The sequence below is a fragment of the Blastococcus sp. SYSU DS0619 genome (assembly GCF_054051035.1).
In genome coordinates this window covers 351,238-375,959 of record NZ_JBJHAM010000002.1, presented here as the reverse complement: position 1 = coordinate 375,959, position 24,722 = coordinate 351,238, and the positions used below count along the sequence as shown (strand labels likewise).

The following is a 24,722-nucleotide window of genomic DNA, read 5'->3' as shown; positions in this document are numbered from 1 at the left end:
CCGTCCGGCTCATGCCCGCGACGGAAGAGCTGACGGCATCATCACTGCCCGCACGATGCAGCTGTCGCGAAAGGCATCAGATGGTTGTTGAGTCAGATGGTCGTTCTGCGGGGTCGCTTCAGCCTTACATCGACGCAGTTCAGGGCTCCTTGGGGACACACGCCCGGCAATGGGGAGTCACGATCCATGACGTGAGCGTCGTGGGCAGTGAGTGGCCACTGATCGCCAGGGTGTCGGCGTCCAAGGCAACAGAATCAGTACACGTCGACGTCGACGTCGAGCTGGAAGAGATGAGCGAGCTCGAAGACCGCAGTATCCGATCGTGGGCGAACGTCGCCATGAACCAGATCCTGGCTCTCGTGGACGAGAAGCTCTACGCGAAGGACGAGCCGAGATAGTTGGCGGACGGGCTGGGCGTTTGTGTACCCACAGGCGGTCGCTCGCCGGCTCGAGGGACAACTTCTCGGCTCCCCGCGGAGGTGCGAGACTCCGGCCGCCGCAGGGTTAGAGGCCTACCAGCACCTGCTCGAGCGCGTCCGGCGCGGAGACGAGCACGAGCCCGAGCGCGGTGAGCGGCACGGCCCAGGCGAGGACGGCGGCGAGCTGCCGCCACGAGGACACGTACGCGACCAGCAGCGACACGGCGCCGACCCCGGCGGCAGCCCAGACGACCCCGCCCTCTGCCGGGTAGGCGCTCGATCGGGGCGAACACGGCTCCGAGCAGGCTCCCGGCGGCCAGCGCGAGCACGAGCCAGAGGGTCAGCTGGGAGGTGTTCAGCTCGTAGGGCATCCCGGGGGTACTCGATGCCGTACACGACGTCCTTGCCGACGTAGAAGGCCACCACGGCGGCGCTGAGCGCCACCGCACCGACGACGGCTCCCGCCGCCCGCGTGCGCCGGGCGGCCAGTCCGGCCAGCAGTACCGTCCAGAGCAGGAACGTGTGGGCGAGCGGCCGCAGCAGGTCGTCGTAGTACGCCCAGGCGGCGAAGGCCCCCGTCCCGGTACCCCCCCAGCACGGGGACGAGGAGGTCGAGGGGGGTCACCGGCAGCAGCCGGCGGCGGGGCGCGCCGGTCAGGGTCATGCGGGGCCCTCCTCCGTTGGGTGACGGGGGGGTGTGCCGGAGATCGGGCGGACGACGCGCTCGCCCGACGTCTCAGCCCTCGAGGGCCGCCTGGAACGCGGCGAACTTCGACTGCGTCTCGGCCAGCTCGGCGGCCGGGTCGGAGCCGGCGACGATGCCGCAGCCGGCGAACAGCCGCGCGCCGTCGTCGCCGACCAGCTCGGCGCAGCGCAGGGCGAGCCCGAACTCGCCGTCGCCGGTCGTGTCCAGCCAGCCGACCGGCCCGGCGTACCGGCCGCGGTCCATGCCTTCGAGCTCGCCGATCAGCGCGGCGGCGTCCGGGGTCGGGGTGCCGCACACGGCGGCCGTGGGGTGCACCGCGCCGACCAGCTCCAGCAGGCCGGCGGAGCCGCGCTGAGTGCCGACGACGTCGGTGGCCAGGTGCCGCACGTTCGCCAGGGTGAGCAGCTCGGGCTCGGCGGGTGCCGTCAGCTCCCGGCAGTAGGGCTCCAGCGCCCGCACGAGGGAGTCGACGGCGAGCGCGTGCTCGCCGCGGTCCTTCTCCGAGTTCAGCAGCGCCTCGGCCAGCCGCTCGTCCTGGGCGCCGGCCCCGCGGGGCGCGGTGCCGGCCAGCACCCGGGAGGACAGCTGCCGGCCGGTGCGGCGCAGCAGCAGCTCCGGGGTGGCGCCCAGCAGGCCGTCGACGGCGAAGGTCCAGCAGCCGGGGAAGCGGGCCGCCAGCCGGCGCAGCATCCGCCCCGGGTCGAGCGGGGCGTCGGCGGAGACCAGCAGGTCGCGGGCGAGCACGACCTTCTCCAGCTCGCCGGCGTCGATGCGGCTGACGGCGGCGGAGACGGCGGCGCACCAGTTGGCGGGGTCGAGGGCGCCGTCGGCGTAGCGCAACCGGGGAGCCGGGCCGTCGTCGGCGCGCGCCGCCTCGGGCAGCTCCGGGGCGGCCCCGACGGCGGTGATCCAGCCGACGCCGTCCCGCCGTCCCACGACCACCTCGGGGACGACGAAGACCGACGTCCCGCGGACGGGGTCGAACGCGATGCTGGCGAAGACGACCGCCCCGGTGCCGGGTACGCCCAGCTCGTCGGCGACGTCCAGATCGGCGGCGTACCCGTCCCACCACTCGGCGGCCTCGGCCAGCGCGCGGGGCCCGGAGACCTCCAGCCGCGCCGCCTCGCCCCAGCCGACCAGGCCCTCGCCGTGGCGTACCCAGGAGAGTCCGCCGCGGGCGGGGAGCAGGTCCAGCAGTTCGGCGGCCGCGTCCGACCGGACCGTGGTGACGGTGCGCGACGCCGCTGCCGGGGAGGTGAGGGCAGCGGCAGTCACGTGATCAGAGTAGGAGCCCTAGTAGCGTCGATGCCGTGGCAGACCGGCGAGACTCCCCGCACACCGCCGGCCTGCGGGCCGGGCTGGACAAGCGACCGGCCGACGTCGCCGCCATGTTCGACCGGGTCGCGGAGCGCTACGACGTCACCAACACGGTGCTCTCCGGCGGCCTCGACGCCGGCTGGCGACGGGCCACCCGGGAGGCGCTGGGGGCCCGGCCCGGGCAGACCGTGCTCGACGTCGCGGCCGGTACCGCCGTCTCGACCGTCGAGCTCGCGGCCGGTGGCGTGCACGCCATCGCCTGCGACTTCTCGCAGGGGATGCTGCGGGCCGGGGCATCGCGGCCGGTGCCCAAGGTCGCCGGTGACGCGATGGCCCTGCCGCTGGCCGACGAGAGCGTCGACGGCGTCGTCATCTCCTTCGGGCTGCGCAACGTGGCCGACCCGGACGCCGCGCTGCGCGAGTTCTCCCGGGTGACGAAGCCCGGCGGGACGCTGGTGGTCTGCGAGTTCTCCAGCCCGACCTGGTCGCCGTTCCGCACCGTCTACACCGAGTACCTGATGAAGGCGCTGCCCCGCATCGCCCGGACGGTGAGCAGCAACCCCGAGGCCTACGTCTACCTCGCCGAGTCGATCCGCGCCTGGCCCGACCAGGCCGCGCTCGCCGGCCGGCTGCAGGACGCCGGCTGGGCGGACGTCGCCTGGCACAACCTGACCGGCGGGATCGTCGCCCTGCACCGGGGCCGCAAGGGCTGACCGACTGACGGCCGCGTAGCCGCGCCACCGTCGTGAGCGGCGAGAACTGTCGTACCCCGTACGTACGTTCGATCCGTGGCCACCGCCGAGCTGACCCGCAGCGCCGTCGAGGGCGCGCTGGTGGGCCTGCTGCTGGAGCGGCCGCCGGCGGTGGACCGCCTGCCGGTGGGGCTCCTGTCCGCGGCGGAGAAGGCTGCGGAGCTGCGGCGGCTGCAGGCGCGCCGGGCGATGGACGCCGCCTACGAGGCCGAGCTGGTGATGGGTCTGGCGGGCGACCGGCCGGACGACGACGATCCGCCGCCCGGTCACCCGGGGGCGCGGCGACGGGGAGCGGGCTCGCCGGTACCTGGCACGAGCGAGTTCCTGCCCGACGAGCTGGCGATGGTGCTCAACTGCTCGCGCGTCTTCGCCGTGGGCGTGCTCTCGGACGCCTACGCGCTGATCGAGCGGATGCCGGCCGTGTGGGCGGCGTGCGCGGCCGGGGCGCTGGACTGGTTCCGGGCGCGGGTGTTCGCCGACGTGCTGGGGCACGCCTCCGACGCGGTGATCGCCGCGGTGGTGCCTGCGGTGCTGCCCGCGGCGGCCGGTTCGTCGTCGGGCCGGCTGCGCCGGCGGCTGGTGGCTGCGGCGATCGCCGCGGACGAGGAGTTCGCCGAGCGGCGGCGCATCGAGGCCGAGGCGCGGGCCCACGTGCGCCTGCAGGCGACGGCGGACGGCCTGTCCGCGCTGACCACCGAACTGCCCTCGCCGGTGGCCGCGGCGATGTGGTCGACGATCGACCAGGCCGCGCAGCTGGCGCGGACGGCGGGGGACGACCGGCCGATCGGGATGCTGCGCGCCGAGGCCCACGCGGCGCTGGTCCTGCGGCCGTGGGACACCTCCCGGCCCGCGCTGACCGGCCACGTCACCGTGCTGGCCCCGCTGTCGGCGCTGCAGCGGCCGGCGGAGGACCGTCCCGGTCCGCCTGGCGATGCGTCCACCGGTCTCGACGGTGAGTTGGGGCCGAGCATCGACGGCACACCCGTCACGGCGGCGCACCTGCGCGAGCTGCTCGCCCAGCTGGACGCCCTGGGCATGCGGGCGCCGGAGGGCGGCAGCCTGGCGGTGGCGGTCACCGGCGAGGACGGCGCACTGCTGGCGGCCCTCGGTGCGGCGGAGCTGCGCCGGGCGGCCGTGCGTGGCTGCCCACGCCATCGGGAGGCCGACTGCGACTGCCCACTGGTAGGACCCCCGGCGGAGGTGGCCGGCCACGATCCGTCCGCCGCGCAGGAGCGGTTCCTCCGGCTGCGGGACCGCACCTGCCGGCATCCAGGCTGCTCCCGGCCGGCGGGGCGCACCGACGCCGACCACGTGGTGCCCTACGACTGCGGCGGGCGTACCGCCTGCGACAACCTCTGCTGCCTGTGCCGCAGCCACCACCGGCTCAAGACGTTCGCCCGCCACTGGCGCTTCGAGCTGTGCCCCGACGGCACTCTGCAGGTGACCACCCCGAGCGGGATCACCCGCACCACCCGGCCACCGGGTCTGCGCGACCTCGACCGCCAGCTGGGGCTCCCGGCGCCGCCACATCCCGTCCCCGACGATGAGCCGCCGCCGTTCTGAGCGGGTTTCCCGCCGGGTCCGAGGGGCAAGCGTCAATGCATGACGACACCAGCCACGCCGCAGCCCCAGGATCCCGGCTCGACGCCGGCGGACCCCGTGCAGCCACTGCCGGACCCCATCCCGAAGCCCGACCCGGACGACCCGAACACCCCGCGTCCGGAGTCGGACCCCGTCCCGGTGGTGTGACCGCACCGTGACGCCCGCCCGCTACGCCGACCGGCGAGACGCCGGCAGGTCGCTCGCCGCCGCGCTCGGCGAGCGGGCAGGCGACGGCGCCCTCGTGCTGGGTCTCCCACGCGGGGGCGTGGTCGTCGCCGCCGAGGTGGCCGCCGCCCTCGGCGCCGAGCTCGACGTCCTGGTCGTCCGCAAGCTCGGCGTCCCCGGACACCCGGAGCTCGCGATGGGCGCCATCGCGGCCGTCGGTGACGCCGTCGAGACGGTGTGGGTCCGGACCGTCCTCGACCGGGCCGCGCCCGACCCGGCAGCCGTGTCCGAGGTCCACGACCGGGAGCTCGCCGAGCTCCGCCGGCGCACCACGGCCTACCGCGGCACCCGGCCCGCGCCCACGGTCGCCGGGCGCCACGTCCTCCTCGTCGACGACGGCCTGGCCACCGGGGCGACCATGCGCGTCGCCGTCCGCGCGCTGCGGCGCAGCGAGCCCGCGCGGATCACCGTCGCCGTCCCGGTCGGCGCACCGGAGCCCGTCGCCGAGCTGGCCGGGGACGTCGACGAGGTGGTCTGCCTCGAGGTGCCCGCCGGCTTCCGCTCGGTCGGGCAGGCCTACGCGGAGTTCTCCGACACCCCGGACGACGACGTCCTGGCCGCTCTGTCCCGAGGGGGGACTGTCGGCTAGATCACACGGCGCCTAGACTCGGACCGACCACTTTGTGAACCTTTTCACAAGGTGACCGGACTCGGGCGACGGACCGGAGGTGACGACGTGGCGCAGGCCTCGATCGAGCACACGGCCGACGTCGTCGTGGTCGGCGCCGGACCGGCCGGGTCGAGCGCCGCCTGGCACCTCGCCTCCGCCGGTGTGGACGTGGCGGTCCTCGAGAAGGCCGCCTTCCCCCGGGAGAAGGTCTGCGGCGACGGGCTGACCCCGCGCGGGGTGCGCGCACTGCACGACATGGGCGTGGACACCTCCGGCGCGGGCTGGGTGCGCCGCCGCGGGCTGCGGGTGCACGGCGGTGGCCGGGTGGCCGAGATCGACTGGCCGCGGCTGGACTCCTGGCCCGACCACGGGCTGGTCCGCACCCGCCGGGAGCTGGACGCGCTGCTGGCCGACCACGCCGTGCGGGCCGGCGCCCGCCTGGTCACCGGGACGACGGTCACCGAGCCGCTGCTCGACGACGCCGGCCGGGTGGTCGGCGTCCGCGGCGAGGCCGGCGAAGACGGCGAGCCGGTCACCTGGTGCGCCCCGCTCGTGGTCTCCGCCGAGGGGCTCTCCGGGCGCCTCGCCAAGACCCTCGGCCTGCTGCGCCGCACCGACCGGCCGCTCGGCGTCGCCCTCCGGCGGTACGTCCGCAGCCGCCGCAGTGACGACGAGTACCTCGACATCGCCTTCGACCTCACGGCGCAGGGCCCTCCCCGCGACGCGATGCCCGGCTACGGCTGGATCTTCGGCATGGGCGACGGGACGGCGAACGTCGGGTACGGCCTCCTCGACACCCGCCGCGGCACCGGCGCCGACCGCCGGATGGTCCTCCGGCGCTGGCTGGACACCTTCCCGGCCGAGGACGGGCTGGGGGAGGACGACGCGGTCACCCCGCTCCGCGGCGCGGGCCTGCCGATGGCGCTGAGCCGGGGCCCGGCCTACACCCGCGGGCTGCTGCTCGCCGGCGACACCGCCGGGACGGTGAACCCCTGCAACGGCGAGGGCATCAGCTCCGCCGTCGAGAGCGGGCGCATGGCCGCCGAGGCCGCCGTCGCCGCGCTCCGGCTGCCCGAGGGTGCCGCGCGCGAGGCGGCGCTGCAGCGCTACCCCGAGCGGCTGCGCGACGAGCTGGGCCGCCACCACCGCCTGGGCCTGGGCTTCCTGGCGCTGCTGACCCGCCCGGCGGTCGTCCGGCTGGTCGCCGGCCGCGGGCTGCGCCGGCCTGCGCTGACCGACGCGGCGCTGCGGGTGCTGGGCAACCTGACCGACGGCCGGGACGGCGACGCGGTCGACCGCGCGCTGACCGTCCTCCTCCGACTGACGCCGGCGACGTGAGGTGGCTGCTGTGACGACATGTCGACCCGACACGGACGCTCCGTGGCCGAAGCGTGACCTGTGCGTGACCGGGATCACCCTAGGGTGGCGATGATGCTGTCGACCTACGTACCGATCGTCGGGCTGTTCCTGCTCGCCGCGGCGTTCGCGCTGTTCTCGGTCGCCGTCGCCCCCTTCGTGGGGCCGCGCCGCTACAACACCGCCAAGCTGGCCGCCTACGAGTGCGGCATCGAGCCGGTGGACCAGCCGCTCACCGGTGGCCGCTTCCCGGTCAAGTACTACCTGACCGCGATGTTGTTCATCGTCTTCGACATCGAGATCGTCTTCCTCTACCCCTGGGCCGTCGCGAACGACGCGCTGGGCGTGTGGGGTCTGGTCGCGATGGTCGTCTTCATCGGCACCGTCTTCCTCGCCTTCGCCTACGAGTGGCGGCGCGGCGGGCTCGAGTGGGACTGACAGGGAGCACCTGATGGGACTCGAGGAGAAGATCCCCAGCGGGGTCCTGCTGACCAGCGTGGAGAAGCTGGTCAACTGGACCCGCAAGTCGTCGCTGTGGCCGGCCACCTTCGGCCTGGCCTGCTGCGCCATCGAGATGATGGCCTCCGGGGCCGGCCGGTACGACCTCGCCCGGTTCGGCATGGAGGTCTTCCGCGCCTCGCCGCGGCAGGCCGACCTGATGATCGTCGCCGGCCGGGTCAGCCAGAAGATGGCGCCGGTCCTCCGGCAGATCTACGACCAGATGCCCGAGCCCCGCTGGGTGCTGGCGATGGGTGTGTGCGCCAGCTCGGGCGGCATGTTCAACAACTACGCGATCGTGCAGGGCGTCGACCACGTCGTCCCGGTGGACATGTACCTGCCCGGCTGCCCGCCGCGGCCGGAGATGCTCATGGACGCGATCCTCAAGCTGCACCACAAGATCCAGCACGAGCCGCTCGGCGAGAAGCGCGCCCGCGAGCAGCAGCAGGCTCGACAGGACGGCACGGCCAAGGAGCTGCACGTCGAGATGCCCTCGACGGTCCGCGTCGACAAGGCCGCCCGCCGGGCTTACGAGCAGGCCGCCGCCGAGGGCCGCACCGGTCAGTTCCTCATGGAGCAGCGCGAGGGCAACGCGGTGCTGCTGCCGGGAGCGGGGGACCGGCGATGACGACGGGCGAGCGAGCATCACTCCAGGCTGGGGGCACCTCCCGCTTGCGGGGGACAGCGACCGAGGAGCGGAACGAGCCCGGAGTCGAGCGGAGGACATCGTGAGCAACGACGGCGGTGCGGTCGTCCCGGGGCGCGAGGAGGCCGGGTATGACGACAGCACGGCGCCCTCGGGCGGCTTCCGGAAGGGCGCCTTCGGCGTCAGCGGCAGCGGCGACACCTCGGGCTTCGGCGGGCTGGTGCGTGTCGAGCCCGGCGGAGCGGTCGCCCTGCACTCCACCGAGCGCCCCTACGGCGGCTACTTCGACGAGGTCACCGACGCCCTGATCGAGGCGGTGGGCGAGGGCACCTACGCAGCCGCCGTCCAGCGCGTCCTGGTCGACCGGGGCGAGATCACCTACTTCGTCGCCCGCGAGCACCTGCTCACCCTGGTGCAGCCCCTCCGCGACGACGAGGCGCTGCGCTTCGAACTGTGCAGCAGCGTCTCCGGCGTCGACTACCTCGACAGCGGTGGACCCGCCGTCGACCCCGGCCGGCCGCGGCTGCACGTCGTCTACCACCTGACGTCGATGACCTACCGGCGCCGCATCCGGCTGGAGGTGGCGGTGAGCGCGGAGGACCCGCACGTCCCGTCGGTCACCGGGATCTACCCGACGGCGGACTGGCACGAGCGCGAGACGTGGGACATGTTCGGCATCGTCTTCGACGGCCACCCGGCGCTGACCCGGATCCTCATGCCCGACGACTGGGACGGCCACCCCCAGCGGAAGGACTACCCGCTGGGCGGGATCCCGGTGGAGTACCACGACGCGACCATCCCGCCGCCGGACACCCGGAGGGCCTACCGATGACGACGGGCGAGCGAGCATCGCAGGGAGCGCCGGCGACCGAGGAGCGGAACGAGTCCGGAGTCGAGGAGGGGCAGAGATGAGCACCACGTACAACCCGAGCGACCCCTACGCCGGCTCGCGCGAGACCACCGAGGGCCGCGTCTACACCGTCACCGGCGGGGACTGGGACCTCACGCTGGGGGCCGATCCGCACGGCGAGGAGCGCCTCGTCGTCAACATGGGCCCGCAGCACCCCTCGACCCACGGCGTGCTGCGGCTGGTCCTCGACCTCGAGGGCGAGACGGTGACCAAGGCCCGGGTGGTCATCGGCTACCTGCACACCGGCATCGAGAAGAACACCGAGTACCGCAACTGGGTGCAGGGCACGACCTTCGTGACGCGGATGGACTACCTGGCCCCGCTGTTCAACGAGGCCGGCTACTGCATGGCCGTCGAGAAGCTGCTCGGCATCGACATCCCGCAGCGGGCGGCCACGATCCGCGTGCTCGTCATGGAGCTCAACCGGATCGCCTCGCACCTGGTCGCGCTCGCCACCTTCGGCATGGAGATGGGCGCCCTCACGGGCATGACCAACGGCTTCCGCGAGCGCGAGATGGTCCTCGACCTGCTCGAGGAGATCACCGGGCTGCGGATGAACCACGCCTACATCCGGCCCGGCGGGCTGGCCCAGGACCTGCCCGAGGGCGCGGTCGAGCACATCCGCGAGTTCCTCGAGGTCATGCCGAAGCGGGTCGCGGACTTCCACCGGCTGCTCACCGGCCAGCCGATCTGGCAGAACCGTCTCAAGGACGCCGGCTACCTGGACCTGACCGGCTGCGTCGCGCTCGGCATCACCGGGCCCGTCCTGCGCGCCACCGGGCTGGCGTGGGACCTCCGCAAGGTCGAGCCCTACCTCGGCTACGAGTCCTACGACTTCGAGGTGCCGACCGCCGACACCTGCGACGCCTGGGGCCGCTACCTGGTGCGCATGGCCGAGGTGAACGAGTCGCTGAAGCTCATCGCCCAGGCGCTGGACCGGCTCGAGCCCGGCCCGGTGATGGTCGACGACAAGAAGATCGCCTGGCCCGCGCAGCTGAGCCTCGGCCCCGACGGCATGGGCAACTCGCTCGACCACGTCCGGCACATCATGGGCCAGTCGATGGAGGCCCTGATCCACCACTTCAAGCTGGTCACCGAGGGGTTCCGGGTGCCGGCCGGGCAGGTCTACGTGCCGATCGAGTCGCCCCGCGGGGAGCTCGGCTACCACGTGGTCAGCGACGGGAGCACCCGTCCGTGGCGGGTCCACGTGCGCGACCCCAGCTTCGTGAACCTGCAGGCCACGGCGGCGATGAGCGAGGGCGGCATGATCGCCGACGTCATCGCCGCGATCGCCTCGATCGACCCCGTCATGGGGGGAGTGGATCGCTGATGAGTGCGCTTCCCGGATCCGCAGAAGGCACCGCCGTCACCGGGCTCGTCTCGACCCCGGTCGACGCCTCGCCCGAGACGCTGGCGCAGCTGCCGCCGCTGACCGAGCAGGCCCGCATCGAGGCGCGGGAGATCATCGCCCGCTACCCGGTCGCCCGGTCGGCGCTGCTGCCGATGCTGCACCTGGTGCAGAGCTACCAGGGCTACGTCACTCCCGAGGGCGTAGCGCTGTGCGCCGAGGAGCTCGGGCTGACCAAGGCCGAGGTCGGCGCGGTCGCGACCTTCTACACGATGTACAAGCGCCGGCCGACCGGGCGGCACCTGGTCAGCGTCTGCACCAACACGCTGTGCGCCGTCCTCGGCGGGCAGCGGATCATGGACGCCCTGTCGGCGGACCTCGGCGTCCACCACGACGAGACCGCCGCCGACGGCTCGATCACCCTCGAGCACGCCGAGTGCCTCGCCGCCTGCGACTACGCGCCGGTGGTCACCGTGGACTACGAGTTCTACGACCAGCAGGACGTCGGCAGCGCCCGCGAGCTCGTGGCGGCGCTGCGCCGCGGCGAGAAGCCGTTGCCCACCCGCGGTGCACCGCTGACGGACTTCCGCGGGATCTCCCGCCAGCTGGCCGGGTTCTCCCAGCACCCGGATGTCGAAGCCGCGGCCGCCGCCGTCGACGCGCCGGGCGACTACGGGCCGACGCTGCGCGGGCTGCGGCTGGCCGCCGAGCGCGGTGACTCGGCGCCGCCGATGCGCGGCCCCGAGCCGGAGCCGGCCGACACCGGTGAGCCCCGCGAGACGGTGCGGCCGTCCGGGACCACCGGCGAGACGCCCGGTCAGGAGGCGGCCGACGCCCGCGTCGCCGCCGCGGACAGCCCGGCGGAGAAGGCGGGCGCCGCAGGCTCGCACCCCGACGCCCCCGAGCCGTCCGGCCGGTCGCTGGCCGACCAGGACGACGGCACCGACACCCCTGCGGGGTCCGAGCCGGGGACTTCCGGCCAGGGTCCCGGGAAGGCCTGAGCCATGCCCCTCACCCCCGTCCTCACCACCCGCTGGGGCGCCGAGCACTCGTGGCGGCTGTCCACCTACGAGCGGCTCGACGGCTACGCCGCGCTGCGCACCGCGCTGTCGATGCAGCCCGACGAGCTGGTCACCCTGGTCAAGGACTCCGGCCTGCGCGGCCGCGGCGGCGCCGGCTTCCCGACCGGCATGAAGTGGAGCTTCATCCCGCAGCCGAAGCCGGGGGAGGAGCCCACCGGCCCCGCGGCGATGCCCAAGTACCTCGTGGTCAACGCCGACGAGGGCGAGCCGGGCACCTGCAAGGACCTCCCGCTGATGATGGCCGACCCGCACTCGCTGATCGAGGGCGTGATCATCTCGTCCTACGCGATCCGGTCGAAGCTGGCCGTCATCTACGTCCGCGGTGAGGCGGTGCACGCCCACCGGCGGCTGCTCAATGCCGTGGGCGAGGCCTACGCCGCCGGCTACCTCGGCTCGGACATCCTCGGCTCCGGCTACGACCTCGACCTGATCGTGCACGCCGGCGCCGGCGCGTACATCTGCGGCGAGGAGACGGCGCTGCTCGACTCGCTCGAGGGCTACCGCGGCCAGCCGCGGCTCAAGCCGCCGTTCCCCGCCGTCGCCGGCCTGTACGGCGCACCGACGGTCATCAACAACGTCGAGACGCTGGCCAGCGTGCCGTTCGTCGTCCGCGGCGGGGCCGAGTGGTTCAAGGCCTTTGGCCCGGAGAAGTCGCCCGGCCCGAAGATCTACTCGCTCTCAGGCCGCGTCGTCCGGCCGGGCCAGTACGAGGCCCCCATGGGGACGACGATGCGCGAGCTGCTCGAGATGGCCGGCGGCGTCCGCCCCGGCCACGAGCTGAAGTTCTGGACGCCGGGCGGCTCGTCGACCCCGTACTTCACCGCCGAGCACCTCGACGTCCCGCTGGACTTCGACTCGGTGGCCGCCGCGGGCTCGATGCTCGGCACCACCGCGCTCATGGTGTTCGACGAGACCGACTCGATCGTCGAGGCCACCCTGCGGTTCACCGAGTTCTACGCGCACGAGAGCTGCGGCAAGTGCACCCCCTGCCGGGAGGGCACCTACTGGCTCGTGCAGATCCTGGAGCGGATCGCGCACGGCCGGGGCACCGCGCAGGACCTCGACGTCCTGGTCGACACCTGCGACAACATCCTCGGCCGCTCGTTCTGCGCCCTGGGTGACGGCGCCACCAGCTGCATCACCAGCTCGCTCAAGTACTTCAAGGACGACTACATCGCCCTGCTGCCACCCGAGGAGCAGGCCCGGCTCGGCCGCTCCCTCCGCCTCGAGCCGGTCGGAGCCGCGTCATGACGCTCACGCCCACCAACCCGCCACCCGCCCCCGCGGTGCCCCCGGGCGCCCCCGGACCGCACACCCCGCCGGACGCCGTCCACTGCACGATCGACGGCTTCGACGTCGCCGTGCCGAAGGGGACGCTGATCATCCGCGCCGCCGAGATGGTCGGCATCCAGATCCCGCGGTTCTGCGACCACCCGCTGCTGGAGCCGATCGGCGCCTGCCGTCAGTGCCTGGTCGAGGTGGAGGGCCAGCGCAAGCCGGCCGCCTCCTGCACCATGCCGGTCACCGAGGGCATGGTCGTGCAGACGCAGCTGACCAGCCCGGTGGCCGACAAGGCGCAGCAGGGCACGATGGAGCTGCTGCTGATCAACCACCCGCTGGACTGCCCGGTCTGCGACAAGGGCGGCGAGTGCCCGCTGCAGAACCAGGCGATGAGCAACGGCCGTGCCGAGAGCCGGTTCGTCGACGAGAAGCGCACCTACCCCAAGCCGCTGCCGATCAGCAGCGAGATCCTGCTCGACCGGGAGCGGTGCGTGCTCTGCGCCCGGTGCACCCGGTTCTCCCAGCAGGTCGCCGGCGATCCGTTCATCGAGCTGTTTGAGCGCGGCGCGCTGGAGCAGGTGGCGATCTACGAGGACGAGCCGTTCGAGTCCTACTTCTCCGGCAACACCACCCAGATCTGCCCGGTCGGCGCCCTCACCAGCGCCCAGTACCGGTTCCGCGCCCGCCCGTTCGACCTGCGCAGCGAGCCGAGCGTCTGCGAGCACTGCGCCTCGGGCTGCGCGATGCGCACCGACTACCGGCGCGGCAAGGTCACCCGGCGGCTGGCCGGGGAGGACCCTGCGGTCAACGAGGAGTGGACCTGCGACAAGGGCCGCTACGCGTTCCGCTACGTCACCGCCAACGAGCGGCTGACCACCCCGCTCGTGCGGGGGGCCGACGGCCGGCTGGCGCCCGCCTCCTGGCCCGAGGCCTGGGCCGCGGCCGCCGCGGGTCTGCTCCAGGCGCGGGCCGAGGGCGGCGTCGGCGTGCTCCCCGGTGGCCGGCTCACGCTGGAGGACGCCTACGCCTGGGCCACCTTCGCCCGGGTGGCGCTGGGCACCAACGACGTCGACGCCCGCGCCCGCGCGCACTCGGCCGAGGAGCTGGCCTTCCTCGGGACGGCGATCGCCGGCACCGGCCCGGCGACCGGCGGCGTCACCTACGACGACGTCGGCTCCGCGCCCGCGGTGCTGCTCGCCGGCCTGGAGCCGGAGGAGGAGTCGCCGATCCTGTTCCTGCGGCTGCGCCGGGCGGTGCGCACCGGCGACCTCGCGGTGTTCGACCTGGCCCCGTTCGCCACTCGCGCGGCCGAGAAGCTGCAGGCCACCGTGCTGACCACGTTCCCCGGCGCCGAGGCCCGGTCGCTGCTGGCGCTCGCCGAAGGCAGCTGGGGCGGGCCCGCCGTCGAGGCGCTGCGCCGGCCCGGTGCCGTCCTCCTCGCCGGTGAGCGGCTGGCCGAGGTGCCCGGCGCGTTCACCGCGCTGCTCGAGCTCGCCCGCGCCACCGGCGCCCGGCTGGCCTGGGTGCCGCGCCGCGCCGGTGAGCGGGGCGCCGTCGAGGCCGGTGCGCTGCCGACCCTGCTGCCCGGCGGCCGCGCCGTCGACGACGACGCCGCCCGCGCCGAGGTGGCCGGGGTGTGGGGCATCGACCCCGCCGACGTGCCCGCCGCCCCCGGCCGGGACGTCACCGGCATCCTGACCGCGGTCCGCGCCGGCCGGCTGCCGGGGCTGCTGGTCGGTGGCGTCGACCCGGCCGACCTGCCCGACCCCGCGCTGGCGCGGGCGGCGCTGGACGCCGCGGCGTTCGTCGTCAGCCTGGAGATGTTCCCCAGCGAGGTGACCGAGCGCGCCGACGTCGTCCTGCCGGTCGCCGCGGCGTCGGAGAAGGCGGGCAGCTACCTCGACTGGGAGGGCCGGCTGCGCCCCTTCGACGCCACCCTCCACGACACCGGCCGGCTCTCCGACGGCCGGGTGCTGCACGGTCTGGCCGACGAGATGGACGTCGACCTGCGGCTGCCCACGCCCGAGGTCGCCCGCGCCGCGCTGGCCGCCCTGGGCGCCCGGCGGTCCGCCGCCGAGGGGCCCGCGCCGGACGTCGCGCCGCCGGCCGCGCCGGTGCTGCGCGCCGACGAGGCGGTCCTCGCGTCGTGGCGGCAGCTGCTCGACGTCGGCACGCTGCAGCGGGACGAGCCCGAGCTCGCCGGCACCGCCCGGCACCCGGTCGCCCGGATCGGCGCCGAGGCGGCCGCCCGGCTCGGCCTCGCCGACGGCGACCGGCTCACCGTCAGCGGGGCCACCGGCTCGGTCAGCCTGCCGGTGCGGATCACCCCGATGCCCGACCAGGTGGTGTGGCTGCCGATGCGCTCGCCCGGCAGCGAGATCCGGACGGCGCTGGGCGCCGGACCCGGGAGCGTCGTGCGGCTGTCCCGCACGGGCGCCGGCGCAGGGGAGGGCGGGCGATGACCGTGTGGGCCCTCGAGGCCGACCAGCCGACGCTGGCCGACTTCGGCCAGGACGTCTGGTGGATCGTCCTGATCAAGGTCGTCGGCGTCTTCGCGGTGCTGGTGCTGATGACGCTGTTCGCGATCGTGTTCGAGCGCAAGGTCGTCGCGCGCATGCAGCAGCGGATCGGCCCCAACCGGGTCGGGCCGCGCGGCTACCTGCAGAGCCTCGCCGACGGGCTGAAGCTGGCGTTCAAGGAAGACATCATGCCGGCGCTCGCGGACAAGCCGGTGTACTTCCTGGCCCCGGTGATCGCCACGATCCCGGCGTTCGTCGCCTTCTCGGTCATCCCGCTGGGACCGGTGGTGAGCATCTTCGGCCAGCAGACGCCGCTGCAGCTCACCGATGCCCCGATCGGGGTGCTGATCATCCTGGCGATGTCGGCCATGGGCATCTACGGCATCGTCCTGGGCGGCTGGGCCTCCGGCTCGACGTACCCGCTGCTGGGCAGCCTGCGCAGCGCTGCCCAGATGATCAGCTACGAGATCGCGATGGGGCTGTCCCTGGTCGCGGTGTTCCTCTACGCCGGGACGATGTCGACGTCGGAGATCGTCGCCGCCCAGGCCGACGGGTCGCAGCTGTCCTTCTTCGGGTGGGAGTTCACCGGCCCCAGCTGGTACATCGTGCTGCTGCCGGTCTCCTTCGTCATCTACGCGATCGCCGTCGTGGGGGAGACCAACCGCGCGCCGTTCGACCTGCCGGAGGCCGAGAGCGAGCTGGTCGGCGGCTTCCACACCGAGTACTCGTCGCTGAAGTTCGCGCTGTTCTTCCTGGCCGAGTACATCAACATGGTCACCGTCTCCGCGCTGGCCGCGACCCTCTTCCTGGGTGGCTGGCGGGCGCCCTGGCCGATCTCCATCTGGGACGGCGCCAACAGCGGCTGGTGGCCGCTGCTGTGGTTCTTCCTCAAGGTCGTCGCCGCGCTGTTCGTCTTCATCTGGCTGCGCGGCACGCTGCCCCGGCTCCGGTACGACCAGTTCATGCGGTTCGGCTGGAAGGTGCTGGTGCCGGTCTCGCTGGTGTGGATCCTCGTCGTCGCCACGATGCGGACCGTGTCCCGCGAGGCCGACCTCACCGCCGGAGAGGTGGCGCTCTACGTGGGGGTGCCGATCGCGATCGTGCTGCTGGTGGGCCTCTGGCTGGCCGGCCGCGCCGGCCACCGCGACACCCGGCTGGCCGCGGTCGAGGCGGCCGCCGGCTCCAACCACCCGACGCAGACCGAACCCGAGGTGCTGCCCCCGGCCGGGCCGCGCCGGCGGCCCACCGGAGGTCCCAGCCGGGCCGAGGGCGGCTTCCCGGTCCCGCCGATGGACCTCGTCGTCCCGCCGTCGCCGCGGCTGCGCCGGCAGCCGGTGGCCCCCGACGGCGAGCCGGTCCCGGGAACGGTCGTCGGCACCGGACGGCGCGGCGCCACCAGCAGCTCACAGGAGGACGGCGATGTCTGAGCCCAGCAAGCCCGGCGAGCAGGACATGGTGCGCCGGACGGCCGGTGAGGTCGAGCGCTCGCCCGGGGGCGGCCGGAAGCGCCCGGCGGTCCGCGACAGCCTGCTGCCCGCCGCGGTGCAGGGATTCGGCGTCACCTTCGCGCAGATCTTCCGCACGGTGACCACCGAGCAGTACCCGTTCGAGCCGAAGGTCACCAAGCCGCGCTACCACGGCCGGCACGTGCTCAACCGGCACCCCGACGGCCTGGAGAAGTGCGTCGGCTGCGAGCTCTGCGCGTGGGCCTGCCCGGCCGACGCCATCTACGTGGAGGGCGGCGACAACACCGAGGACGCCCGCTTCTCGCCCGGTGAGCGGTACGGCGCGGTCTACCAGATCAACTACCTGCGCTGCATCTTCTGCGGGCTGTGCATCGAGGCCTGCCCCACGCGGTCGCTGACGATGAGCAACGACTTCGAGCTGGCCGACGACAACCGGCAGGATCTGATCTACACCAAGGAGCAGCTCATGGCTCCGCTGCTGCCCGGCATGGAACCCACGCCGCACCCCATGCGGCTCGGCGACGACGAGAAGGACTACTACGTGCGCGTGCCCGAGAAGGGCTCGACCGCGGAACCGGTCGTCGAGGAGACGGTGTGAACGGGCTGGAGACCGTCGTCATCGGCACCGGCGAGGCCGTCGTCTTCTGGATCCTCGGCCCGCTCGCCCTGGCCGGGGCGCTGGGCATGGTGCTCAGCCGCAACGCGGTGCACTCCGCGCTGTGGCTGGTGCTGACGATGCTCTCGCTGGGCGTCTTCTACGTGGTCCAGGAGGCGCCCTTCCTCGGTGCGGTGCAGGTGATCGTCTACACCGGGGCGATCATGATCCTGTTCCTCTTCGTGCTGATGCTGGTCGGCCGCGACTCCTCCGACTCGGTGGTCGAGACGCTGCGCGGGCAGCGGGTGGCGGCCCTGGCGCTGGGCGCCGGCTTCGCCGCCCTGGTCGGCGCCGGCATCGCCCGCGCCACCCAGGACCTGCCCGTCGCGGGCCTCGAGGCGGTGCAGGGCGGGGTGCGCGGCCCGGCGTCGGGCAACGTGGAGGCGATCGCCGGGCTGCTCTACACCCGTTACCTGCTCGCCTTCGAGGTCACCGGCGCGCTGCTCATCGTCGCGGCGGTCGGCGCGCTGCTGCTCACCCACGTGGAGCGGGAACCGGGCACCAAGCAGACGCAGAAGGAACGGTCCCGGGCCCGCTTCCTCACCGACCGCCCGCAGACCCTGCCCGGCCCCGGCGTGCACGCCCGCGCCACCTCCGTGGGTGCGCCGGCGCTGCTGCCCGACGGCAGCCTCGCCGAGGACAGCTTCGGCACCGGGATCGAGCCGGAGCAGGTGGAGCAGATGCCCCGACCGACCGGCCGCGAGCAGCTCGGCTCCCCGGACGCCGCGCTCGGGTCCCTCGAGCCCACGCTCAGCGACACCCCGGGCGGCCGGAGGGGAGGCGAGCACCGATGACGCTGTCCTACTACCTGGTGCTGGCCGCGATCCTGTTCACGATCGGCGCCGTCGGCGTCCTGGTGCGGCGCAACGCGATCGTCGTCTTCATGTGCATCGAGCTGATGCTCAACGCGGTGAACCTGACGCTGATCACCTTCGCCCGGTCCACCGGGACCGTCGACGGCCAGATCATCGCGCTGTTCGTGATGGTCGTCGCCGCCGCCGAGGTGGTCGTGGGCCTCGCCATCATCATGTCGATCTACCGGACCCGCCGGTCCGCGTCGATCGACGACGCCAACCTGCTGAAGTACTGACCGGGACGGGGTTGCAGTGCCTGCTGAAGGGCTCCTGGCCGCCTCCTGGCTGCTGATCGCGCTGCCGCTGGCCGGTGCCGCGGTGCTGCTGCTGGGTGGCCGGCGCACCGACCGCTGGGGTCATTGGCTGGGGACGGCGACGGTGGTCGCGGCCTTCGTCCTCGCCGTGGCGTGCACCGCCCAGCTGGCCGGCCTCGACGAGCGCGCGGCCGACGTCGAGCTGTTCACGTTCATCTCCACCGGCGAGCTCGACGTCACCGCCGGCCTGCTCTACGACCCGCTGGCGGCGGTGTTCGTCCTGCTGATCACCGGCGTCGGTTCGCTCATCCACGTCTACTCGATCGGCTACATGGCGCACGACCCCGCGCGCCGCCGGTTCTTCGCCTACCTGAACCTCTTCGTCGCGGCGATGCTCCTGCTGGTCCTCGGCAACAGCTTCGTGGCGCTCTACGTGGGCTGGGAGGGCGTCGGCCTGGCGTCCTACCTGCTCATCGCGTTCTGGTACACCCGCCCGGCCGCGGCCACGGCGGCGAAGAAGGCGTTCATCATGAACCGGGTCGGCGACGTCGGTCTGGCCCTGGCGATCTTCCTGATGTTCGCCCAGCTCGGGACGACGTCCTACGCCGGCGTCTTCGGCTCCGTGGGCACCCTCGCGGGCGGGACGATCACCGCCATCGGGCTGCTCCTGCTGCTGGGCGCCTGCGGCAAGTCGGGCCAGTTCCCGCTGCAGGCGTGGCTGCCGGACGCCATGGAGGGCCCCACCCCGGTCTCGGCGCTCATCCACGCCGCGACCATGGTCACCGCGGGCGTGTACCTGATCGCCCGCTCCGCCCCGATCTACGACCTGACGCCGACGGCGCGGGCCGTCGTCCTCGCGGTCGGCGCGGTGACCCTGCTGATCGGTGCGATCGCCGGGTGCGCCTACGACGACATCAAGAAGGTGCTGGCCTACTCGACGGTCAGCCAGATCGGCTACATGTTCCTGGCCGTGGGGCTCGGCCCCGCCGGCTACGTGGCCGGGCTGGCGCACCTGCTGGCCCACGGCTTCTTCAAGGCCGGGCTGTTCCTCGGTGCCGGATCGGTCATGCACGCCATGAACGACAACGTGGACATGCGGCGGTTCGGCGCGCTCTGGAAGCGGCTGCCGGTCACCTTCGTCACCTTCGGGCTGGGCTACCTGGCGCTGATCGGCTTCCCGTTCCTGTCCGGCTACTTCACCAAGGACGCGATCATCGAGGTGGCGCTGGACCGCGACGACGTCTGGGGGTGGGTGCTCGGCGGCGTGGCGGTGCTCGGCGCCGGGCTGACCGCCTTCTACATGACCCGGCTGATGCTCATGACCTTCTTCGGCCGGGCCCGGTGGGAGGACGGCGTGCACCCGCACGAGTCGCCCGCGGTGATGACCGCGCCGATGGTCGTGCTGGCGTTCGGCTCGGTGTTCGCGGGCGCGCTGCTGGTCTCGGTGTTCCCGCTCTCGGGCTGGCTGGCGCCGGTGTTCGGCGAGCCGGAGGAGGCCGTGCACGTCGTCGCCCCGGCGGTCGTCGGGCTGGTCGTGACCGCCGTGATGGTGCTGGGCGTCCTGGTCGCGTGGCTGTTCGTCGGCCGTCGCGAGGTGCCGGTGACCGCACCGGTCCGGGTCTCCCCGGTGACGCGGGCGGCCCGCAACGCCCTCTACGCCGACGCGGTCAACGAGTCGCTGTTCATGCGCCCGGGCCAGTGGCTCACCCGCGCCCTGGTCTGGGTCGACAACCGCGGCGTCGACGGCGCGGTCAACGGCCTGGCCGCCGGGCTCGGCGGGTCGTCGTCCCGGCTGGGCCGCGCGCAGACCGGCTTCGTGCGCACCTACGCGCTCGGGATGCTCGGCGGCGCGGTCGTCGTGGCCGGTGCGCTGCTGGCGGTGACGACGGGATGAGCGGGCAGGGGCGTGAGCATCGCAGCGAGGAACGAGCGAGGAGCGGAGCGCTCCGCGGGAGCGAGCCGATGACGATGAGCGGGCCGATGGCCACGAGTCACACCTTCGGAGAGGACGTGCTGCGGTGAGCGACTTCCCCTGGCTGCTGGCGATGATCGCGGTCCCGGCGGTCGGTGCCGCGGTCGTCGCCGCGCTGCCCCGCGGGCGCGACCTGCTGGCGAAGCAGGTGGCGCTCGGCGTCAGCCTCGTGGTCCTGCTGCTGGCGGTGCTCACCACGGTCGCGTTCGACGTCGACGGCGAGCGGTTCCAGCTGACGACGTCGGTGTCCTGGATCCCCGACTTCGGGTCCGAGTTCGCCCTCGGTGTCGACGGCATCGCGCTGGTGATGCTGCTGCTCATCGGCGTGCTGGTGCCGCTGGTGGTCGCCGCCTCCTGGCACGAGGCCGACGCCGGGGCCCGGCCGGTCCGGATCTTCTTCGCCTGGCTGCTGCTGCTCGAGGCGATGATGGTCGGCGTCTTCGCCGCGACCGACGTGCTGCTCTTCTACGTCTTCTTCGAGGCGATGCTCGTCCCGATGTACTTCCTGATCGGCAGCTTCGGGGGGCCTCGCCGGCAGTACGCCGCGGTGAAGTTCTTCGTGTACAGCCTGGTCGGCGGGCTGGTGATGCTCGCCTCGGTCATCGGGCTGTACGTGGTGAGCACCAGCCAGCTGGGGGAGGGCACCTTCGCCTTCGACGCCCTCCGGCAGCTCGACATCGACCCCGACGTGCAGAAGTTGCTGTTCCTCGGCTTCTTCATCGCCTTCGCCATCAAGGCGCCGCTGGTGCCGTTCCACACCTGGCTGCCCGACTCCGGTGCCGAGGCGCCGATCGGCGGGGCGGTGCTGCTGGTCGGCGTCCTCGACAAGGTCGGCACGTTCGGCTTCCTGCGTTACTGCCTGCCGCTGTTCCCCGACGCCTCCCGTGACCTCGCGCCGTTCGTGCTGGTCCTGGCGGTGGTCGGCATCCTCTACGCCGCGCTGCTGGCCATGGGGCAGAGCGACATGAAACGGCTGGTGTCCTACACCTCGATCTCGCACTTCGGCTTCATCGCGCTGGGCATCTTCGCCTTCACCACCGAGGCGGCCACCGGCGCGGTGCTCTACATGGTCAACCACGGCCTGGCGACGGGTCTGCTGTTCCTCGTCGTCGGCATGCTGATCAGCCGGGGCGGCTCGCGCCAGATCCGCGACTACGGCGGCGTCGCGGCGAAGGCGCCGCTGCTGGCCGGCGCCTTCCTGGTGGCGGGGCTGGCGTCGCTGGCGCTGCCCGGCACCAACAGCTTCGTGAGCGAGTTCCTCGTGCTCATCGGCTCGTTCCCCGAGCGCCCGGTGTTCACCATCCTGGCCACGCTCGGCATCATCCTGGCCGCCCTCTACGTGCTGCTGATGTACCAGCGGACCATGCACGGGCCGGCCCGCGGCGTGCTGCTGCAGGAGGACCCCGCCGAGCCCCTGCGCGCGGACCCCCTGCCCGGTGGCGGCGGCGCCACCGCGACCGCCACGCGCACCGCGCCGCACCGCACGCTCCGGGTGCTCGACCTGAGCCGGCGCGAGCTGGCCGTGGTCACGCCCCTGGTGGCGCTGATCATCGCGCTGGGCGTCTACCCGCAGCCGCTGATCGACCTGATCGAACCCGCCGTCGTCGCCACCCTCGGCGACCTGGGCGTCCCCGGAGGGACCGACCGATGATCGAGGCGCCCGACCTCTCCTGGGCGGCGCTCGCGCCGCTGCTGATCGTCTTCGGCGCGGCCTGCGTCGGGGTGCTGGTGGAGGCATTCGTGCCCCGCGAGTCGCGGCACCCGGTGCAGGTGGGCCTGGCCCTGGCCGGCACCGTCGGCGGGCTCGTCGCGACGCTGCTGCTCGCCGGCGAGCCGGACGAGGTGACCGCGGTGGGTGCGCTCGCCGTCGACGGACCCGCGCTGTTCCTGCAGGCCATGATCGCGGGGTTCGGCGCGCTGGCGATGCTGCTGTTCGCCGAGCGTGCGCTGGACCCCGCGCGGTCGGCGTTCGTGGTGAGCGCCGCCGTCCCGGCCGGCAGCCCGCGGGACCGCGAGCTGACGACGGTGCCCCGGGTGCAGACCGAGGTCTACCCGCTGGCGCTGTTCGCCATCGGCGGCATGATGCTGTTCGTCGCGGCGAACGACCTGCTGGTCATGTTCGTGGCGCTGGAGGTGCTGAGCCTGCCGCTGTACCTGCTCAGCGGGATGGCCCGGCGGCGCCGGCTGCTCTCCCAGGAGGCGGCCGTCAAGTACTTCCTGCTGGGCGCCTTCGCCTCGGCGTTCTTCCTCTACGGGCTCGCGCTGGTCTACGGCGCCACCGGCAGCGTGCGGCTCGCCGACATCCGCGCGGCGGTCACCGTCGACGGCGGGGGCGTGCTGCTGGTCCTCGGCCTCGCCCTGCTGATCGTCGGGCTGCTCTTCAAGGCCAGCGTCGCGCCGTTCCACTCGTGGACGCCGGACGTCTACCAGGGCGCCCCGACCCCGGTCACCGCCTTCATGGCCGCCTGCACCAAGGTCGCGGCGTTCGGCGCGATCCTGCGGCTGCTCTACGTGGCGTTCGGCACCGCCGAGTGGACCTGGCGGCCGCTGGTCTACGCCGTGGCCATCGTCTCGATGGTGGTGGGCGCGGTCCTCGGCCTGACCCAGACCGATCTCAAGCGGCTGCTCGCCTACTCCTCGGTCGCGCACGCCGGCTTCCTGCTCACCGGCGTCATCGGGCTCGGCGCCGACGGCGGGGGCTCCGGCCTCTCGGCGACGATGTTCTACCTGCTCACGTACGGCTTCACCACGCTCGGGGCGTTCGCCGTCCTCACGCTCGTGCGCGACGGCGACGGCGAGGCGAGCCACCTCTCGCAGTGGGCCGGTCTGGGCGCCCGGTCCCCGGTCACCGCCGCGGTGATGACCCTGTTCCTGCTCGCGCTGGCCGGCATCCCGCTCACCGCCGGGTTCACCGGGAAGTTCGCCGTCTTCCGGGCGGCGATCGAGCAGGGGGCGTGGCCGCTGGTCGTGGTGGCCCTGCTGGCGAGCGCGGTGGCCGCCTTCTTCTACCTGCGGGTCATCGTGCTCATGTACTTCTCCGAGCCGGCCGCGGACGGGCCCACCGTGGGGGTGCCCGGCCTGCCCACGACCGTGGTGCTGGCGGTGACGGCCACGGCGACGCTGGCGCTCGGCATCCTGCCCGGGGCGGTGCTCGACCTCGCGCGGCAGGCGGCTATCTTCGTCGGTTGATGACCGGAGCCCGTGCCGCAGTCGACGGCACTCCCACCGAGGTCTGGCACCGGAGCTCCACGCCGGCGTCGACCATCGGCCCATGGCTGCCCGAGGGCGAGCTCGGGGAGGCGCTGGCGGACGGGCTCTCCCGAGTGGAGTCCGAGCTGGCCCGGGCCGTGGGCAGCGAGCACCCGTTCGTGCGGGAGGCCGCCGGTCACCTGATGGCCGCCGGGGGCAAGCGGTTCCGCCCGATGCTGGCGCTGCTCGCCGCCCAGCTCGGCGACCCGGCCGCCCCGGAGGTGACCCAGGGCGCGGTGGTCTGCGAGCTCACCCACCTGGCGACGCTCTACCACGACGACGTCATGGACGAGGCCGCCGTCCGCCGCGGGGCGCCGAGCGCCAACAGCCGGTGGAGCAACAGCATCGCGATCCTCACCGGTGACCTGCTCTTCGCGCGGGCGTCGGACATCCTGGCCGACCTCGGCCCCGAGGCCGTGCGGGTGCAGGCCCGCACCTTCGAGCGGCTGGTCACCGGGCAGATCAAGGAGACCGTCGGCGCGCAGCCCGGCGAGGACCCCATCGCCCACTACCTCGACGTGCTGGCCGACAAGACCGGTTCGCTGGTGGCGACGTCCGCCCGCTTCGGCGCCTCCTTCGCCGGCGTGGACGCCGGACTGGTGTCCGCGCTGACCGAGTTCGGCGAGGAGGTCGGCGTCGCCTTCCAGATCTCTGACGACCTGATCGACATCGTCAGCCGCGTCGGCGTCTCGGGGAAGTCGCCCGGCACCGACCTGCGCGAGGGCATCGCCACGCTGCCGGTGCTGTTCGCGCTCGCCGGCGACGACCCCGCGGAGGCCCGCCTGCGCGAGCTGGTGGCCGGGCCCGTCACCGACGACGCCGAGCACGCCGAGGCGCTGACGCTGCTGCGGGCGTCCCGGTCGCTCGAGCGGGCCACCGAGGTGCTGCGGCAGTACGCGGACCGGGCCCGGGCGCGGCTGGACGCCGTTCCGGAGGGCGACGTCCGGGAGGCGCTGTCCGCGCTCTGCGACTACGTGGTGACGCGTACCAGCTGAGCGAGG

Annotated in this window: 22 protein-coding genes; 20 read left to right on the top strand and 2 right to left on the bottom strand. The window is 73.5% G+C overall.

Annotated features, from left to right (window positions below; translation table 11 throughout):
• Positions 1 to 191 precede the first annotated feature (191 nt).
• Positions 192 to 398: a hypothetical protein gene (locus ACI79T_RS04340; protein ID WP_456608817.1), complete on the top strand. Its 207-nt coding sequence runs from the start codon at positions 192 to 194 to the stop codon at positions 396 to 398.
• A gap of 106 nt (positions 399 to 504) precedes the next feature.
• Here ACI79T_RS04340 and ACI79T_RS04335 read toward each other — a convergent pair whose 3' ends face one another.
• The gene (locus ACI79T_RS04335) at positions 505 to 642 is read right to left on the bottom strand and encodes a hypothetical protein (protein WP_456608816.1); all 138 of its coding nucleotides are present in this window, start codon (positions 640 to 642) and stop codon (positions 505 to 507) included.
• A 513-nt stretch (positions 643 to 1,155) separates the two neighbouring features.
• Complete coding sequence (locus ACI79T_RS04330; RefSeq protein WP_456608815.1) at positions 1,156 to 2,400, bottom strand: isochorismate synthase; 1,245 nt, start codon at positions 2,398 to 2,400, stop codon at positions 1,156 to 1,158.
• A gap of 35 nt (positions 2,401 to 2,435) precedes the next feature.
• Between ACI79T_RS04330 and ACI79T_RS04325 the strand changes: the two genes are divergently transcribed.
• The 19 genes from ACI79T_RS04325 to ACI79T_RS04235 all read left to right on the top strand — a co-directional run bounded on the left by ACI79T_RS04325 (position 2,436) and on the right by ACI79T_RS04235 (position 24,716).
• Entirely contained in the window at positions 2,436 to 3,155 is a 720-nt protein-coding gene (locus ACI79T_RS04325) for a demethylmenaquinone methyltransferase (protein ID WP_456608814.1), read from the top strand.
• Positions 3,156 to 3,230: 75 nt separating this feature from the next.
• Positions 3,231 to 4,757, top strand: a complete 1,527-nt coding sequence (locus tag ACI79T_RS04320; RefSeq protein ID WP_456608813.1) for a DUF222 domain-containing protein — start codon at positions 3,231 to 3,233, stop codon at positions 4,755 to 4,757.
• Positions 4,758 to 4,950: 193 nt separating this feature from the next.
• Entirely contained in the window at positions 4,951 to 5,610 is a 660-nt protein-coding gene (locus tag ACI79T_RS04315) for a phosphoribosyltransferase (protein ID WP_456608812.1), read from the top strand.
• 87 nt (positions 5,611 to 5,697) lie between these two features.
• Complete coding sequence (locus tag ACI79T_RS04310; protein WP_456608811.1) at positions 5,698 to 6,969, top strand: geranylgeranyl reductase family protein; 1,272 nt, start codon at positions 5,698 to 5,700, stop codon at positions 6,967 to 6,969.
• A 90-nt stretch (positions 6,970 to 7,059) separates the two neighbouring features.
• Positions 7,060 to 7,425, top strand: coding sequence for an NADH-quinone oxidoreductase subunit A (locus ACI79T_RS04305; RefSeq protein ID WP_456608810.1), 366 nt, complete (start codon positions 7,060 to 7,062; stop codon positions 7,423 to 7,425).
• Between the two features lie 13 nt (positions 7,426 to 7,438).
• On the top strand, positions 7,439 to 8,113 hold the full coding sequence (locus ACI79T_RS04300) for a NuoB/complex I 20 kDa subunit family protein (protein ID WP_456608809.1): 675 nt from the start codon (positions 7,439 to 7,441) through the stop codon (positions 8,111 to 8,113).
• A 100-nt stretch (positions 8,114 to 8,213) separates the two neighbouring features.
• On the top strand, positions 8,214 to 8,963 hold the full coding sequence (locus ACI79T_RS04295) for an NADH-quinone oxidoreductase subunit C (protein ID WP_456608808.1): 750 nt from the start codon (positions 8,214 to 8,216) through the stop codon (positions 8,961 to 8,963).
• 76 nt (positions 8,964 to 9,039) lie between these two features.
• Positions 9,040 to 10,371, top strand: a complete 1,332-nt coding sequence (locus ACI79T_RS04290; RefSeq protein WP_456608807.1) for an NADH-quinone oxidoreductase subunit D — start codon at positions 9,040 to 9,042, stop codon at positions 10,369 to 10,371.
• On the top strand, positions 10,371 to 11,390 hold the full coding sequence (nuoE, locus tag ACI79T_RS04285) for an NADH-quinone oxidoreductase subunit NuoE (RefSeq protein ID WP_456608806.1): 1,020 nt from the start codon (positions 10,371 to 10,373) through the stop codon (positions 11,388 to 11,390). Before ACI79T_RS04290 ends, nuoE begins: the two co-directional genes overlap by 1 nt.
• 3 nt (positions 11,391 to 11,393) lie before the next feature.
• The gene (gene nuoF / locus ACI79T_RS04280) at positions 11,394 to 12,722 is read left to right on the top strand and encodes an NADH-quinone oxidoreductase subunit NuoF (RefSeq protein ID WP_456608805.1); all 1,329 of its coding nucleotides are present in this window, start codon (positions 11,394 to 11,396) and stop codon (positions 12,720 to 12,722) included.
• Positions 12,719 to 15,214, top strand: coding sequence for an NADH-quinone oxidoreductase subunit G (locus tag ACI79T_RS04275; RefSeq protein WP_456608804.1), 2,496 nt, complete (start codon positions 12,719 to 12,721; stop codon positions 15,212 to 15,214). The genes nuoF and ACI79T_RS04275 overlap by 4 nt, the downstream gene beginning before the upstream one ends.
• Positions 15,211 to 16,698 carry an NADH-quinone oxidoreductase subunit NuoH gene (nuoH, locus tag ACI79T_RS04270; protein WP_456608803.1) on the top strand — a complete coding sequence of 496 codons (1,488 nt, stop codon included), beginning with the start codon at positions 15,211 to 15,213 and terminating at the stop codon, positions 16,696 to 16,698. Before ACI79T_RS04275 ends, nuoH begins: the two co-directional genes overlap by 4 nt.
• Positions 16,691 to 17,335 carry an NADH-quinone oxidoreductase subunit NuoI gene (nuoI, locus tag ACI79T_RS04265; RefSeq protein WP_456608802.1) on the top strand — a complete coding sequence of 215 codons (645 nt, stop codon included), beginning with the start codon at positions 16,691 to 16,693 and terminating at the stop codon, positions 17,333 to 17,335. The genes nuoH and nuoI overlap by 8 nt, the downstream gene beginning before the upstream one ends.
• Entirely contained in the window at positions 17,332 to 18,186 is an 855-nt protein-coding gene (locus ACI79T_RS04260; protein ID WP_456608801.1) for an NADH-quinone oxidoreductase subunit J, read from the top strand. The genes nuoI and ACI79T_RS04260 overlap by 4 nt, the downstream gene beginning before the upstream one ends.
• Positions 18,183 to 18,482: an NADH-quinone oxidoreductase subunit NuoK gene (gene nuoK / locus ACI79T_RS04255; RefSeq protein WP_269192765.1), complete on the top strand. Its 300-nt coding sequence runs from the start codon at positions 18,183 to 18,185 to the stop codon at positions 18,480 to 18,482. The genes ACI79T_RS04260 and nuoK overlap by 4 nt, the downstream gene beginning before the upstream one ends.
• Before the next feature lie 16 nt (positions 18,483 to 18,498).
• Complete coding sequence (gene nuoL / locus ACI79T_RS04250; RefSeq protein WP_456608800.1) at positions 18,499 to 20,394, top strand: NADH-quinone oxidoreductase subunit L; 1,896 nt, start codon at positions 18,499 to 18,501, stop codon at positions 20,392 to 20,394.
• A 124-nt stretch (positions 20,395 to 20,518) separates the two neighbouring features.
• Entirely contained in the window at positions 20,519 to 22,123 is a 1,605-nt protein-coding gene (locus ACI79T_RS04245; protein WP_456608799.1) for an NADH-quinone oxidoreductase subunit M, read from the top strand.
• Positions 22,120 to 23,661, top strand: coding sequence for an NADH-quinone oxidoreductase subunit NuoN (nuoN, locus tag ACI79T_RS04240; protein WP_456608798.1), 1,542 nt, complete (start codon positions 22,120 to 22,122; stop codon positions 23,659 to 23,661). The genes ACI79T_RS04245 and nuoN overlap by 4 nt, the downstream gene beginning before the upstream one ends.
• Positions 23,661 to 24,716 (top strand): polyprenyl synthetase family protein, encoded by a 1,056-nt coding sequence (locus ACI79T_RS04235; protein ID WP_456608797.1) that lies wholly within the window; start codon positions 23,661 to 23,663, stop codon positions 24,714 to 24,716. Before nuoN ends, ACI79T_RS04235 begins: the two co-directional genes overlap by 1 nt.
• Positions 24,717 to 24,722: the final 6 nt, after the last annotated feature.

Coding starts and splice junctions, on each gene's coding strand:
- nuoE (WP_456608806.1), top strand. CDS start 10,371: ATGAGTGCGCTTCCCGGATCCGCAGAAGGCACCGCCGTCACCGGGCTC.
- ACI79T_RS04235 (WP_456608797.1), top strand. CDS start 23,661: ATGACCGGAGCCCGTGCCGCAGTCGACGGCACTCCCACCGAGGTCTGG.
- ACI79T_RS04275 (WP_456608804.1), top strand. CDS start 12,719: ATGACGCTCACGCCCACCAACCCGCCACCCGCCCCCGCGGTGCCCCCG.
- nuoN (WP_456608798.1), top strand. CDS start 22,120: ATGATCGAGGCGCCCGACCTCTCCTGGGCGGCGCTCGCGCCGCTGCTG.
- nuoI (WP_456608802.1), top strand. CDS start 16,691: ATGTCTGAGCCCAGCAAGCCCGGCGAGCAGGACATGGTGCGCCGGACG.
- ACI79T_RS04290 (WP_456608807.1), top strand. CDS start 9,040: ATGAGCACCACGTACAACCCGAGCGACCCCTACGCCGGCTCGCGCGAG.
- ACI79T_RS04305 (WP_456608810.1), top strand. CDS start 7,060: ATGATGCTGTCGACCTACGTACCGATCGTCGGGCTGTTCCTGCTCGCC.
- ACI79T_RS04300 (WP_456608809.1), top strand. CDS start 7,439: ATGGGACTCGAGGAGAAGATCCCCAGCGGGGTCCTGCTGACCAGCGTG.
- nuoF (WP_456608805.1), top strand. CDS start 11,394: ATGCCCCTCACCCCCGTCCTCACCACCCGCTGGGGCGCCGAGCACTCG.
- nuoK (WP_269192765.1), top strand. CDS start 18,183: ATGACGCTGTCCTACTACCTGGTGCTGGCCGCGATCCTGTTCACGATC.
- nuoH (WP_456608803.1), top strand. CDS start 15,211: ATGACCGTGTGGGCCCTCGAGGCCGACCAGCCGACGCTGGCCGACTTC.